13 protein-coding genes are annotated in these 15,006 nt (G+C 49.2%); 9 read left to right on the top strand and 4 right to left on the bottom strand.

What is annotated here, in order from left to right; all coding sequences use genetic code 11:
- The first annotated feature begins 25 nt into the window (after window positions 1-25).
- The 8 genes from WG891_RS01170 to WG891_RS01205 all read left to right on the top strand — a co-directional run bounded on the left by WG891_RS01170 (window position 26) and on the right by WG891_RS01205 (window position 9,128).
- A complete protein-coding gene (locus WG891_RS01170; protein ID WP_337261280.1) occupies window positions 26-2,638 on the top strand; it encodes a fimbria/pilus outer membrane usher protein in 2,613 nt (870 codons plus the stop codon).
- A gap of 10 nt (window positions 2,639-2,648) precedes the next feature.
- Complete coding sequence (locus WG891_RS01175; protein WP_337261281.1) at window positions 2,649-3,710, top strand: fimbrial protein; 1,062 nt, start codon at window positions 2,649-2,651, stop codon at window positions 3,708-3,710.
- 64 nt (window positions 3,711-3,774) lie between these two features.
- Window positions 3,775-4,320: a fimbrial protein gene (locus WG891_RS01180; protein ID WP_337261282.1), complete on the top strand. Its 546-nt coding sequence runs from the start codon at window positions 3,775-3,777 to the stop codon at window positions 4,318-4,320.
- 429 nt (window positions 4,321-4,749) lie between these two features.
- A complete protein-coding gene (locus WG891_RS01185; RefSeq protein WP_241680006.1) occupies window positions 4,750-5,262 on the top strand; it encodes a LuxR C-terminal-related transcriptional regulator in 513 nt (170 codons plus the stop codon).
- Window positions 5,263-5,325: 63 nt separating this feature from the next.
- The gene (locus tag WG891_RS01190; RefSeq protein WP_337261283.1) at window positions 5,326-5,994 is read left to right on the top strand and encodes a response regulator transcription factor; all 669 of its coding nucleotides are present in this window, start codon (window positions 5,326-5,328) and stop codon (window positions 5,992-5,994) included.
- A 102-nt stretch (window positions 5,995-6,096) separates the two neighbouring features.
- Window positions 6,097-6,918, top strand: coding sequence for a LuxR C-terminal-related transcriptional regulator (locus WG891_RS01195; protein ID WP_337261284.1), 822 nt, complete (start codon window positions 6,097-6,099; stop codon window positions 6,916-6,918).
- 3 nt (window positions 6,919-6,921) lie between these two features.
- Window positions 6,922-7,371 (top strand): hypothetical protein, encoded by a 450-nt coding sequence (locus WG891_RS01200; protein WP_337261285.1) that lies wholly within the window; start codon window positions 6,922-6,924, stop codon window positions 7,369-7,371.
- On the top strand, window positions 7,368-9,128 hold the full coding sequence (locus tag WG891_RS01205) for an FKBP-type peptidyl-prolyl cis-trans isomerase N-terminal domain-containing protein (RefSeq protein ID WP_337261286.1): 1,761 nt from the start codon (window positions 7,368-7,370) through the stop codon (window positions 9,126-9,128). Before WG891_RS01200 ends, WG891_RS01205 begins: the two co-directional genes overlap by 4 nt.
- A 56-nt stretch (window positions 9,129-9,184) precedes the next feature.
- Here WG891_RS01205 and WG891_RS01210 read toward each other — a convergent pair whose 3' ends face one another.
- Window positions 9,185-9,736, bottom strand: coding sequence for a tyrosine-type DNA invertase (locus WG891_RS01210; RefSeq protein ID WP_337261287.1), 552 nt, complete (start codon window positions 9,734-9,736; stop codon window positions 9,185-9,187).
- A 1,035-nt stretch (window positions 9,737-10,771) separates the two neighbouring features.
- Between WG891_RS01210 and WG891_RS01215 the strand changes: the two genes are divergently transcribed.
- Complete coding sequence (locus WG891_RS01215) at window positions 10,772-10,966, top strand: hypothetical protein (RefSeq protein WP_337261288.1); 195 nt, start codon at window positions 10,772-10,774, stop codon at window positions 10,964-10,966.
- A gap of 522 nt (window positions 10,967-11,488) precedes the next feature.
- Here the strand turns inward: WG891_RS01215 and WG891_RS01220 are convergent.
- The 3 genes from WG891_RS01220 to WG891_RS01230 form a co-directional block, all read right to left on the bottom strand.
- The gene (locus WG891_RS01220; RefSeq protein WP_337261289.1) at window positions 11,489-13,222 is read right to left on the bottom strand and encodes an ABC transporter ATP-binding protein/permease; all 1,734 of its coding nucleotides are present in this window, start codon (window positions 13,220-13,222) and stop codon (window positions 11,489-11,491) included.
- Window positions 13,223-13,431: 209 nt separating this feature from the next.
- Window positions 13,432-14,076, bottom strand: coding sequence for a DsbA family protein (locus tag WG891_RS01225; protein ID WP_337261290.1), 645 nt, complete (start codon window positions 14,074-14,076; stop codon window positions 13,432-13,434).
- A 22-nt stretch (window positions 14,077-14,098) separates the two neighbouring features.
- On the bottom strand, window positions 14,099-14,983 hold the full coding sequence (locus WG891_RS01230) for an MBL fold metallo-hydrolase (RefSeq protein WP_337261291.1): 885 nt from the start codon (window positions 14,981-14,983) through the stop codon (window positions 14,099-14,101).
- Between the last annotated feature and the right edge of the window lie 23 nt (window positions 14,984-15,006).

A 15,006-nucleotide genomic window follows, 5' to 3' on the forward strand; every position in this document is an offset into this window, starting at 1 on the left:
ACTGCTGATAAATGGAGTTAAATGGATGAATAACCCGAAGCGTTTAGGCTCTCGTGGATTTAACCGTACCCCCCTGGCTTTGTTGATTTCATGTCAGGTCGCAATGTTAATGGGGCTTTCCGGTGGTGCACAGGCGCGCGATTTCTTTAACCCGGCATTGTTGGAACTTGATAACCCGTCTCAACGTGGGGCTGACCTAACGGTTTTTGAAGATGGGAGTACTCAGGCTCCAGGTAGATACCGGGTTGATGTTTATTTGAATGGCCAGATGGTCGACACTCACGATCTTGATTTTTCGTTGCAGAAAGATGCGACAGGCAAGAATAGCCTGCAACCCTGCCTAAGCAGTGGCATGCTTGAATCGATGGGCGTGAAGGTTGACTCTTTTCCTGCGCTCAAAGCCTCTGGGCAGTGCGCTAATTTAGCTCAGGCTATTCCGCAGGCTTCGGCTACCTTCCGTTTTAATCAGCAGCGCCTTGACCTGAGTATTCCTCAGGCTGCGTTAAATCTTGCTGCACGTGATTATGTTTCACCGGATAAGTGGGATCAGGGGGTGCCTGCGTTATTGGTGAACTATAACTTCACCGGGGCTAACAACTGGAGCCGCAATAGCAACAATAACAACAATATTGTTAATAACGGTATTGATGGTACAGGCAACACCAATAATATCAACGATAACACCAGTACCTATTTCCTTAACCTCCGTTCTGGTGCAAACCTCGGCGCATGGCGCTTGCGCAACTATTCTACCTGGAACCGTGATGCTAATGGTGAGCGTCACTGGAATTCTATTAATACCTATTTGCAGCGCGATATTATTGCACTGAAGAGTCAACTGGTACTGGGGGAAAGTAGCTCACCGAGTGACGTATTTGATAGTGTGCCGTTCCGCGGTGGTCAGTTGGCTTCTGATGACGATATGCTGCCAGACAGCATGAAAGGTTACTCACCGGTAGTGCGCGGTATTGCTCGTAGCAACGCGCAAGTCACCATCCGTCAGAACGGTTTTATCATTTATCAAAGTTATGTCGCACCAGGGGCGTTTGAGATCAAGGATCTTTACCCTACAGCAGGTAGCGGCGACCTGAACGTGTCGATTAAAGAGACTGACGGCAGTGAGCAGACGCTGGTGGTGCCATTCGCTTCTGTTCCTGTATTACAACGTGAAGGGCGATTCAAGTATAGCCTGACCAGTGGTCAATATCGTTCATCAAACAGTGATGTGGAAAACACGCCATTCACGCAGGGCACCGGAATTTACGGCCTGCCGTGGGGGGCGACAATCTATGGTGGGGTGCAGGCAGCCAGCAAATACCAGTCACTCGCTCTTGGCTGGGGGCAGAACATGGGTGTCATCGGTGCGCTTTCTGCTGACATCACACAGGCTTGGTCTAAACCTGAAGATATGGGTAAGGAAAGCGGCCAGTCTTACCGTCTCCGCTACGGCAAGAGCTTTGTTGAAACTGGGACCAACTTCAGTTTGGCGAGTTACCGTTATTCAACAGAAGGGTTCTATACGCTGCAGGAAACGCTGGACACCTATACCAATGGTAGATCCAGTCCTTACCTTGACCATAAGAAGAGCCGTGCTGAACTGACGCTGAGCCAAAACTTGTGGGAAGGTGCCGGTTCTGTCTCTCTTAGCCTGGTCAGTGAAGATTACTGGAATAACGATCGTCGCAGCCAGTCGGCAAGCGTGGGCTACAACAACAGTTGGAGCGGTATCAGCTATGGGCTGAACTATACCTACAGCAAAAATGGTTATAACAGTAATGGCGAGCGTACTGATTTTACCGACCAGCTCTTTGCCTTAAACATCAGCGTGCCATTAAGCAAATGGCTGACCAACAGCAGCTACGCCACCTACAACATGAATACCAGTCGCCGTGGTTCGACCAGTAATATGGTCGGGCTTGGCGGCACCGCACTGCCAAGCGGTAATCTGAACTACAACATTAGTCAAGGCTACACCAGCCAAGGGCAGGGGGCGAGTGGTAACGCCAGCGTTGGCTATAACGGCGGTTTGGGCCAGGTGAACTTGGGTTATGGTTATGATCGCTCGCAACAGCGCCTCAACTACGGTGTACAGGGGGGGATCATGTTGCATGAAAATGGCCTTACCTTGTCGCAGTCACTGGGTGAAACGGTGGTATTGGTGAAAGCGCCGGGTGCTAAGGGTGTCAATATCGCCAACCAAACCGGGGTGACCACCGACTGGCGGGGTTATGCGGTGGTGCCTTATGCCTCTGCCTATCGCAAAAATATCACCGGGCTGGATACCACGACGCTGCCGGATGACGTAGATATGACGCTAACCAGCCAAACGGTGATCCCAACTCGTGGTGCGGTAGTGCGTGCTGAATTTAAGCCGAATGTTGGTCAGCGTGTATTGATGACCATGTTGATGCAAGGCGGAGCACCGGTGCCGTTTGGTGCCACGGTGACAGACGCCGATGGCCAAAATGCCAGCATTGTTGGCGATAGCGGCCAGGTTTACCTCACCGGGATGTCCGGCAGCGGCAAGCTGAATGTGAAATGGGGCAATGCAGCTTCACAACAGTGCCAGGTGTCTTACTCTGTGGTTGAACAGAAAGAGAATACTGGTATTCGACTGATGAATGGCCAGTGTTTATAAAGGTTTAAATATGAAAATATTATTCTCAATAATACGTTATTCAGCGCTTTTTGCTATGTTGGCCGGTTGGTTAGGTTTCCTGCAGCAGGCTCATGCTGCTACTGGTGATTGTTGGACAACAAATGCAAGTGGCAATAAAATTACAGGGACCACTTATGCTTTCAGTTTTCAAACTCAGTTAACTGATCCTAATTTAGGGGCAGTAACAATACCTAATGCCAGCGGAGACAAGTGGAATGCCCCGGGAACTTATAACATAGTATGTAGTTGTACGGGGGCTGTGGCTCCTGCATATATTACTACTGTGGTTCCAAGCTCGTTACCGGCGGTTGGTGGTGGGAAATATCAACTCAATGATTTTCTTCAGTTTGGCGGTAGGGTACATATTGTTGGGAATGTCAATCAGGACTTCACTATTCCTTTGCAAAGTGTATCAAACGGTTTTGTTGCCAACACAGGACAAACATGTAATTCCCCTTGGCCATATTCAAGCGGAGCAACTGGTCAGATCGATCTCTATATAACAAGATCTTTTACCGGAACGAAGGATATAGCACCAACAGATTTACTTTACGTGTATATCGCTTCACTACCTAACCATTCGAGCCCAGATTGGGTAGCGAAGGTGAGTTTACTTGCAAGTCAAGTAACTGTACCACAAAGTTGTGAGATTAACCCCGCGCCGGTAACTATCGACCTTGGCGAGATTTTGGCGGCTAATATAAAAACTGCTGGCGCTAAACCAACGGGGTATACACCAGTTAGTAAACAATTGATATTGAAATGTAGAAATATCCAGGATAGTGCGGTTATTAATCTTAGTTTTAAAGCTGAAGCAAACTCTAAGTTTAGTGACGCATTGAAAACTGATAATAATGATATTGCAGTAAGAATTGAAGATAAGAATGGTAATGTAGTTGCGCCAAATGGTGGTCTACTGCCGGTTGATATCGATTATGGCGCTCAACAGGGAACAGCTCAGTTGAATGTATATCCAATCAATACCAGTGGTAACACCCCGGCAGTCGGTACGTTTAATGCGACAGGCACTGTCACTGTGACTATTCCGTAACCTTTCTGCCGTCTGAACGGCAGCGGTGTGTTATTGCATATTAACTAAATGGATAAGGATATTTATGAAAGTCTATAATCTGTTACTAAAGAAAACGATGGTATGCATCGCTATTATGGGATTGTGGAGCAGCTATTCTGCATTAGCGGCAGATATCGGCAGTGCGCAGTTGAACATTACCGGTACCGTCAAAGCATCTCCATGTACAGTTGATTCAACTGACGGCCAAAATGTTAATGTCAATCTAGGTACCGATATTCAGGCCACCAGCCTGTCTACGGGAGGCCAGGGCTCTACATTGATACCGTTCACCCTTCATTTGAAAGACTGTCCGACATCAACCAGTTCTGTAACCGCCACGTTTAGCGGGGTTCAGGCAGATGAGGACGCAACGTTATATAAGAACACGGGTGATGCTACTAGGGTTCAAATAGAGCTGCAAGATACGGCTGGTAATAAAAAGGGGAATGGTTCCACCATGACAGCGAATGTGGTATCAGCGACTAGCGATGCCAGTTTCCTATTACGTGCACGCGCTTATACCGTTAACGGTGGCGTAACCCCTGGCAGCATCGTCGGCACCGTCCAAGTAGCATTTACTTATCAGTAACCATTATCAGTACCTCTCCATCATGAGATGTGCCCCCGGCTCATGATGGATTTGTCCTGACCTGTGTCTATGTAAATTGTTGTTGGGGGCGTTTTCTTATTGTGGCTTAGTTTCATTTTTTGAGCAGTTACCAGGGAAGAAAGAAAGCCTCATCACTCCCGGTTAAGAAAGGGAGGAGAGCAATGTTTTTAAAGGACGCAGTAAAGTACCAGTAACCTGCAGCAAGGGAGAATAACTATGACCATAGCTCATACTTATCAAAGAGTGAGTGCGCCTGCTCCACATCCTTACGGGCAAAAAGGGGAAAGTGTGATTGTAATGGAGTCCTGCCCAATCACTGCACTCGGTATACGTAACATCTTGGCCCAGTCTTGTGGATTTACGGACGGGGTACAACTTGTCAGCAACCTATCGGAAATCCCTACATTGATGCACCATCGCCCCGCTAAATTGCTGATCATGGAATTATGTGGGGAAGAAGAGTCTGTGCTGGATGGCCTGCGGCTGATTGCACTTTGTCTGGAACACTGGCCAACCACTTCAATGATTGTTTGTACCGCGCTTGACGACCCACGGGTGCTGCAACTGTTGACTGCATCGGGGATCAAGGGGCTGGTACTGAAACAGGAGCCCGCGATCGCACTGACGCAATGTGTGCAGCAAGTGATCGCAGGCCGCCGCAGTTATAGCCATAAAGTCAGACAGCTACTGGCCAATCATTCCGCTGGCGGAAAGGCGTTAACGGCCCGTGAATTGGATGTGCTGGCTTATCTGTTTTCCGGTAAAAGCGTGACCACGGCTGCCCTGATGATGCATCGTGATGTCCGCACCGTTAGCACCCACAAACGCAATGCCATGCACAAGTTAGGCTTCCAGAGTGATGGTGAGCTTTATCTGCAGGGTAAATGGATGGCAAAAACCGGCCCGGTATTTGCCCGCTAACGTTTATACAGATGGTACTCATTCCCGGATGGAATGAGCGTGTCATTCATACAGGAGTAGAGTATGGCCCCTTTGTCGCAAAAGCCAATCGGCATAGCCCTGATGGATCGCAGCCCGCTCACATTGACCGGACTGTCGTGTTTTATTGGAACGCTGAGCGTACCGAGTGAGATTATTGTACAGGAAACCAGCATGGCAGCGGTTTCCGAAGGGTTGTTGTATCAGCCTGTCGATATTCTTATTACCGAATTAAATGGCCTGAATGAAACCACGGCTCAGGGGCGTGAAGCGTTATTGAGTTTGTGCACACAGTTGCCCACGCTACGAGTGATTGTCTACACCCGCTGTCAGAAGGGCGAGGATCTGGGCAAATTGCTGGATGTTGCCAATATCAGCGTGATTTCCCGTGGCGATGACCTGAAGCTGGTAGGGGAATTCTTCAATCGCGTATTCAATGGTGAGCGTGTGTTGAGCCCAATGATTGGCTCCTATCTTGCCCGTGCTGATTCTGATGATGTTTCCAGTCTGCATAGTTTGACGCGTTGCGAGAACGATGTGTTGACCTTCTTGTTCAATGGCATGAGCCTGCGCGAAATTGCTGAGTTGCAGCATCGTAGTATTAAAACCATCAGCGCACATAAATGTAATGCTATGAGAAAGCTGCAGGTCAAGAATGACAGCGAGCTGTTTTCGCTCAGGAAGCATATCACCCAGCAGTTTGCATGTGACTGATGAGATTGCGAATAGGGGGCCCCTATTCGCTTCTCAGATACTCAGGCATCGCAGCTAAGGCTGGTGGGCAGTTAGCCCTCATTCTCATGGAAGGGAATTCTCATGACTCTACGCAGTCCACCATTCTCACGTGTCGCACTGCTGATCCCTTGCCAGATGATGGCGAGCGGCATTGAACATCACTTGAAAGAACAAAATAATGTCTGGCAGTGCTGGCGGATGCACTCTCTGACTGAAGCCCGACTCCGGTTGGTCACCTCTAATATTGAAATGCTGGTTATTGGTTTTAGCTGGCAGCAAGCCAATTGGCAACAACAGCTGCAGTTTATTCGGGCATTACGTCAGACCCGGCCAGGTATGAGAATTGTCGCCATAGTGGATGTCTACATACCTTATTTCCTGCGGGAGTTATCTGAACTGGATGTAGACGCTATTGTAAGTCAGCACGATTCCTTGGCAGAAATTGCGGAGGCTTTCGCGCAAATTGGCCATGGAACCTTTTACTGCAGTGCTAGAATAAAAAATGTATTGTCGGATAACTTGAGCAAAGTTTCAGATGAGGTAACATTGCGTCTGATGGAACTGAGGGTATTACAGCACCTACTGGATGGCGACTCGGTAAAGCGTACCGCTAAATTGCTGCTGCGCAGCGAAAAAACGGTGATGGCGCTTAAAGGGAAAGCCATGCACAAGTTGGGGATCACCCACTGTGCTGAACTGGTGGCAATGAAAGATATGCTGGAATACCTGTATCTGGAGTTGGTTCTGCATGACGACACAGATCACTCGGTTGACAGTCTCTCGAGCCGTATTTGCGGCCATAATAGAGAAATAAAAACATTGCCGACATGGTTACCCCCTCCGGTGAAGGTGATCCACTCCAGGGTGGTAATGGCAGGTCATTATCCAGCAAGGAAGGAATAGAATTTGGAACAACTTCAGAAAACTAACAGATGTAGCAGGCGACTGTTGGTTGGATTTATCATCAGTAGCGGCTTGTTATTGGCCGGTTGCGAAAACAAAAACAGTAGCCCTTCATCGAAGATGCAACCCGTTGTCTCCTCTCCCGCCGCAATTCAACCGCCACCTCAACCCGTGATTGAAAAGCCTGAGGTGAAAGAAAATCGTTTAGGTCTCTGTCAGAGTGAACTGGCTTCGTTGCAGGCGGTCAACCCAAAAGCCTATGCCGCCAGGAAAGCCTATTTTGACAGCTTGGTGAGAAATGCGTCGGTTTACAGTGCTGTTCGGGGGGATGTGAACATACAGACTAAAGATACGCTGGATGCCTTGTATAAATATAAAACCAACCAGGTGTGTGCTGAAATTGAGCGCGATGTGTTGAATGGGCTGATCCGTAGAGGGGAGAGCGTTAAGTGAATCAGGCATTGAAATATGGCTTTTTTTTTACGTTGGCACTTCCCTTGGGCGGCGCTTTTGGTTCTGATAAGCTGCAAGATGATATGAGTAAAACGCTCGAATCGTTGAATGCGATCACCAGCAAAGTGGATGAAGCTCCGGCATTGCTGTTGCTCACGCCCTCCCAACTTGATGCAGCGACGCCACCTCCACCGCCTCGTGAAAAAAGAAGTACCGCCAAACCCAGCAAAAATGCGCTGAGCAAGCGGGAAAGTGAATCCCAGTCAGCTCCCGTTGCCGAGTTAAAAGCCTTGCAGGCCAAAATCAATCAGTTGAATGCCACGGTGAGTCAGCAGGATCAGGCATTGAAACAGCTGCGTCAAACGGCTCAGCAGGATGTTGATGCCCGTGCCGAAGTTGCCCGTTTGAAGCAAAACCTGCAAGAAAATCTGCAAGCAACAGAGCAGATGCAGCGGGATTTGGCGGCCGCTACGGCAGCAAAATCAGAAAATCAGCAGGGGGCCAGCCGTCTGCAGCAGGCATTGGACAAAAGCCAGCAACAAAGTTCGTCATTGCAGAAACAGTTGGATGCATTAGCACTCTCGCAAAACGACAAAAACAAAGAGAATCAGGCGCTCCAAACACAACTCAACGAAAGCCGTAAGCAAAACGAAGAGATACAAAAAACCTTGGCCGTGTTAACGGCAAAAGCCAGTGAAAAAGAACAGAAAGCATCAGCGCTACAAAAGCAAGTGGAGGCTATGACAGCGGCGCAGGCGGGTAAAAGCAGCGAGCAAGATGCTCTGAAAGCGCAATTGGTGCAGGGTAAGAAACAGGCTGAAGTGGCGCAGCAGCAATTAGCTCTGTTGACGGGTAAAGCGGCAGAAAGTGAGCAGCAAGTGGCCGCATTGAAGAAACAGCTAGAAACGCTGGCGGCGTCGGAAAGTGAGAAAGCTAAAGGCAGTCAAGCATTGCAGGTGGCTTTGGATGAGAGCCGCAAGCAAGGGGAAGAGTTGCAAAATCAACTCACTGCATTGCGGGACAAAGCAAGTGAAAAAATGCAGGAAAACAGCGCATTGGAACAACAGCTGTCTGTGCTGCAGAAAATGCAGAAAGACGCGGTGGTGGAGCCGAAAACCGAGAGTGAAATTCGCGATTATGCCATCGGCAGTTCGTTGGCCGATGATATGTTGGCGTTGCTGAAAGAGAGAGCCGCGCAAGGGGTTAAGATAGATAATCGTTTGGCGCTGGCAGGTGTGCAAGATACGTTTGCTGGCAATGTTAAACTGCCACAAGCGCAGATCGATAAAGCGCTGCGTGCCACCGAGGCTGCGTTGAGTGCTAACGAGAAGCAACGCATGCAGGAAACTGAAGCTGCAGGTGCGCGTTATATTGCTCAGTTCAAAAAGCAAAAACAGGTGAAGAAAGATAGTTCTGGTTATTTCTATCGTATCGACAATGCGGGTAAAGGTAAGATTGACGATGCCAGCATTGTCTCTGTAGTGGTAAAAGAAAGTCTGACGAATGGTAAGGTAATCAAAGATATGGCAGCTGCTGGCACGTCGATCACACAGCCATTAGGCAGCTACCCGCCGATGTTTAGATCTGCGCTGTCCCAGTTGCAGAATCACGGCAGCATGACGATGGTAGTGCCGCCAGCCTTGGCTTATGGCGATAAAGGCCTACCACCCGACATCCCGCCGGGTTCTACAATGGTATACAACGTAAGTATATTAGACGTAGTCGCTCCTGCTGATGTTGTTGCTCCTGTAAGGTAAGAGACGATCTTTATAATGTTGAGCGCTGGATATATTTGGCATAGTACATATGTGAGTTAAATATGTATTACCCTAAAGCGCTCAACGTTACTCGCCGTATAAATCACCGTGTTTTGAATGTTTCTATGCCCGAGATAATCTTGAATTAGCCGCGTATCAACGCCTTTATCGGCCAGTGCATAGCCACAGGAGTGGCGGAGCATGTGAGGATGTACCTGCACGCTGATACCAGCCATTTCACCGTAGGCTTTTATTAAACGATAGAGCTGTTGCCGTGAAATTTGTCCTCCGTGACGCGAAAGAAATAACCAAGGGCTATCGGACTCCAGATAGCGCGGGCGCTGAGCCAGCCATTTATTCAGTGCCAAGCGTTCGCGGATTTGAATCGGATGTTGAACAGAGAAACCGTTTTTTAAGCGGGAGACGTGCAGTCGATTAGTCGTGAGATCGATATCCTCCAAACGCAGCCCCCTGAGCTCACTCACGCGTAATCCATGAATAAAGCACATCAACAGCATACAGCGATCTCGACAGCCATTGGGTCCATCCGGTATTGCAGAGATCATTCTCTCAATCTCAATATGACTAAGATATTTGCGTTTTTTCATTATCTTTTCCCTAAGTTATAGAAAGCAAATATTGTTAGAACGTGGTCATTTAAACACCTAATACCTGGGTTCAGCAATTAAAATAACGTCACTCCAGTCTAAGAACTTTCTGTTAAAATTTAGTGGAAGCGAGACTCTAAGAGGCATTGCGCATTGTTGATGTGAAAAAAAATAGCGCATCAGCTCATAAAATGATCATGTTTTTATGGGCTGATATCGCATCATAACCTCTGCTCATTGAAATAATTGCATTTTTTATAGGGGTATAGGCTTTTTCTGAGGGTTGCTGTAATGAATGAGTTTGTTATGGTCGCTGAAATATCTAAATATAATTGATTCTTTTATTTTCATATCAATACGGCTTATTACAAACAGTGTGGTTCTGTAATTTTCTATAGTTCTCTTTTAACTGTCTTTGTTATCGTAGTTTTCAAAATGATGATGGCTGGTAAATTCTATGATGGTTTATTCCCTAAACTTGATTTTGCTGTGTGGTGCATCGGACAATGACAGTAATTAATTGGCGGTGGGCAGGTTATATTCACCAATCAGTGATAAGTGGGTTGATAAGAAGTGTCGACAAGAACTGGCTCTGTAGCTTTGATTGCCTGACGTGGGTAACGCAGGCGAACGTGAAGGTCTTTATGGTTGTTTTTTAATCAATCTAGCCATGCTATTCATTATTTTTTTGTGAGTAACTTCTATGTGGTTTATCTATAGTATTGGCCTTATATATTCTTTTTTGAACTTAATGTAGCTATTTCATAGTGTTATCGTCGGTGTTTTCTGCGTAATGTCCCGAGAATGTTTTGCATAATTAATTTGTTAGGATTTTTGCGTGAGAATAAACTAAAGTATCTATCGTTTAAAACGACAATAAGGAATTTGGCGATAGATTTAGCTTATATATTGGTGGTCGCTTTACCTGAATGAGCAATGTCATGGATGAAAAAGCCTGTTTGGCCTATGTGGAACCAGGTGTTCTTGGGATTGCGGTCGTCACTCATTAGATACAGGGTAGTCAGGAACGAGCTTATGGATAATGAATCACAGACTCCTCATGGGGATACTCAGTTGCCAATTAAAGCAGTATGTCCACCTGCTTGGCAATTGAACGACTTGCAGCGTGCTTTTATTGAGGAGCTCTGGCAGCCAGAGGTGTATGACGATGAAACGCCGGGTTCTGTGGATATGCTGGCCGTGTCTGATTCACCTGCTGTGCAGCGTTGACTCGGGCGAGAGTGCGGCAAGGAAATATCACTTATTGGTAGTAAGCCCACGCTAAATCCCGGGAACGGTCTTCGCCCGCTGGCGGAGCGTTACCCCAAGATCGACTTTCGGCGACAAATAACCCGACAAAGGAGAGCGAGTACAGTAAACTGACTGTTGATCTGTATAAAATTAAGAGGAATCACCATGCCCTATTATAATCCCCGCCGCATTGCCCTTTATACCGCTGCAGTTATTCTCATTTTAGTGGTTGTTGGCTTGGTAACTTATGTCGGCGTCGGTTTGCTTAATTAAGCGAATTGATTTTTTGTGAAATAGATCAACTCAGGGAAGGAAAGCCTGTCCGCTCCTTTTTAGCAGAAACGCGTTAAACCTGGGCTGACCCGCTCATGGCAAGCGTTCGGGTGAAACGCGAAAAGGTTGCTGCAGAGGATATTTGAAGTGGGGGAGTTGCCTAAGGTAACGGCCCTCACTTCGCAGCAGAGGGCCATGATGATTCTCACTTGAAGGAGAAGAAACCGGTCAGCTTGGCATCGGTAACGGGCTCAACGCCATATGCGCCAACCCTTTCTCGTCGCGGCTGAAGCGCCAGCAGGTCTGGTGATACTTCGCCACGCTGTTGCGGTGTGCCACGCTGACCAGCGTGACATCCGGCAGCTCATCCACCAGCAGGCAATACATCAATTGCTCGGTTTCATCATCCAATGCACTGGTGGCTTCATCCAGGAACAAAATATCTGGGCGAATCAGGATGGCGCGGGCAAAGGCCAGCCGCTGTTGCTCACCCGGCGATAAGCGATGGCTCCAGTTGGCGCTGGTATCCAGCCGAGACTGCAGATGTTTCAGGCGGCAGTTTTCCAGCACTTTCAACAGTTGTTCATCGCTGTAGTCTTTATCCGGATGTGGATAGCTCAGCGCTTCGCGCAGCGTACCGATCGGAATATAGCTGCGCTGCGGCAGGAAAAGGGGGCTTAACTTCTGATCCAGGCCGATTTCACCGGAACCGTAGGGCCAGATGCCGGCAATGGCGCGTAGCAGAGTGGATTTACCACAGCCTGAAGGGCCGACGATCAGCACGCGTTCACCCCGCTTCAGCCCGATCGTGGCCGCGCTCAGCAGCGGCTGCCCATCAGGCAACGTCATGCTGAGATTCCTTAGTACCAGCGGCTGAGCACTTTCTGGTTGCAGTTGAATGCCGCGAGTCTGGTTATGCACCTCGTCGATTGCTGCGTTAAAACCCGCCAGACGGTTAACACAGGCTTTCCAACTGGCCAGGTTGGTGAATGCGTCGATAAACCACGACAGTGCCCCTTGCACCTGACCGAATGCGGAGGCGATCTGCATCAGACCTCCCATCTGGATCGCACCGGAGAAGTAGCGTGGGGCCGCCACCAGCAGAGGAAAAATAATGGCAAACTGACCATAGAAGTTACTGGCAATATTCAGCCGCCGGGTAATCCGCATAATCGACCACCAGTTACTGCGGATCGCTTCAAAGCTATTGCTCAACTGCTGCTTCTCGCGTGGCTCACCGTGGTACAGCGCAATGGCGTCGTTGTTCTCACGGATGCGGATCAACCCGAAACGAAAGTTGGCTTCATAACGTTCCTGATTAAAGCCCAGCATGACCAGCGGTTTACCAACCCACCAGATCACCAGTGAACCCAGGGCCGCGTACAGGAGAGCAAACCACACCATATAGCCAGGCAGGGTAAAAGAGTGTTGAGCGATCGCGAAAGTCATCGGCCCACTGATGTGCCAGAGAATGCTGACAAACGAAGCCAGAGTGACCAGGCTGGAAAGCAGGCCGAGTGACAGCGACAGCGTATACTGGGTTAGCACGTTGAGGTCGTCAGAAATACGCTGGTCTGGGTTATCGATAATCTGCTTCTGTTCGGTATGGTAATAAGCCCGATGAGCCAACCATTTGCCCATAAATTTTTCCGTCATCCAGCGTCGCCAGCGCATCTGCAAGCCCTGTGTCAGATAGACCTTGTAGACCGCCAGCACAATGAAGCTCAACGCCAGATAGGTAAAGCGCCACAGCTGTTCCTTGAACACCGGGTAGTTCTTATTTTGTAGCGCGTCGTAGAACACCTGATTCCATTGGTTAATCAGCACGCTGATGTAAACCAACCCCAGCGACAGAGCCACGATGGCGATCAGCATCGCCCAGGCACGCCATTTCTCTTCCGAAACCCAAAAGGGCTTAATTAATTGCCAAACGGCATGTTTCTGCGAAATAGTTTTGTTCATGATGTTCCAGAATGTATTGTTTCCTATCAGCATGGGCGTACGCAGGGTAACAAACAAACTATGACATGTAAGCAGTTTTGACGCCGCTAACTATTTGAAATAGGGTGACTGCGGGTTTGGTTTTAACGTGTGTGTCGAAGGGCGGTTCGTGCGGGTGAAATAACTCCCTCAGAGGCTTGCCCTTCCTCAAGCGAAAGGGCAAGTCGTGCTCAGTGCGCGGTGTTAATCAGCAATTCTTTCCAGCCGGCAATATCCGCCAGGTAATGTCCAACCGGGAGTGGGTGCAGATGCCCATCGCTACGCCGTAAGGCAAAGGTCGGGAAGCCCTGACCTTGTACCTGAGCAAGCAGTGCGCGGCTTTGCGCAATATGCTGTGCTGTCGGCGCCCCGCTCTTGAAGCGCATCTCGGCAATAAAAGCGGCGGATGCCAGGCCCAACTCTTTTGCCAATGTGGTTAAAACCGGCGTATCGGCAATGCGCTGTCCTTCTTGATAATGGGCTTCCTGGATGCGGTGCAGCATATCAATGCCCCGTCCGGCGAGCTGTTCGGCAGCCAGAATGGCGGTAATCGGTGGTATCGAGTCCATCACCGCCGTGGTATCACGCAGCAGTCCGTTGAAGTATTTTTCACCGAATGTCTGCCCAGTCAACTCGGCAATACGCTTGTCGTGCGGCATGACGTAGTTGCGCCATTCGTCACTGATCCGGCGGCGGTTGCTGCCTGTCATCATCCCTCCGGCGTGCAGGGTGATGTTCAGTCCTGGGATCGTCTGGGCGGCCTTCACCAGCGGCGCGGCACCATAGCACCAGCCACACAGCGGATCGAAAATGTAATGCAACGTTGGTGTTTTCATCGTTATACCTCCGCTATCAGGCTTACTGCGGCCACTTCATTTCGCCTTTCAGTACTTTGGCGCTCAGTTCCAGGCTGGAACCATCTTTCAGGTCCGGGTAATGTTTTTTCATGGCAGCGATCAGTTCGCCAGAATTTTTAGCCTTCGGCAACTCGGTTTCCAGCGTGGCCAGGTAGTTTTGGGTAAAGGCCACCGACGTCAGCGACTGGGCTGCGCCCGGCAGGAAATGCCCCGGCACTACAACCTGTGGCTTCAGCACCTTGATGCTTTCCAGCGTTTGCTGCCAATGAGCGCGGGATTCCTTGCTCTGGTTGTCCGCAAGCCAGGGATGGATGTTGTTACCGGCCACCGCGACGCCGCCAACCACCGCTTGCAACGCGGGGATCCACACATAGGTGCGATCCGGCGTCGGGCCGTTCAGGCCTTTCACTTCCACTTTCTGGCCGTCGAGAGTAAAGCTATCGCCCTGCAAGGGTTGCGGAACGACGATCGCTTTTGGGGCATTTTCCTTGAGGATGGGGCCCCAGTAAGCCATTTTGCCGTCTTTGCTGGCGTTGATCGCGCTGATTGTCCCCGGTGAAGCGATGATTTTCGCCTGCGGGAATGCAGCCTTGATCACATCCAAACCGAAATAGAAATCCGGATCCGAATGGCTGATATACACAGTGGTGAGTTTCTTACCGGTTGCTTTGATTTTTTTCACCAAGGCTTCGGCATCGTTACGCTGGAATTGGGCGTCAATCAGTGCCACTTCATTTTTGCCGCTGATGATTTCAGAAGAAACCGGGAATAGGCTGTTTTCACCCGGATTATACACTTCCAGAGTCAGCGTGTTGGCGGCAGTGGCATATGTGCTGAAAGCGGTGATGCCGGTTAAGGTCAGGGTCAGTAATGATTTCTTAAACATTTGGCAGGTGCTCTTTGGGGATC

The organism is Serratia sp. MMO-28 (assembly GCF_037199905.1).
Classification (GTDB): Bacteria; Pseudomonadota; Gammaproteobacteria; order Enterobacterales; family Enterobacteriaceae; genus Chania; species Chania oryzae.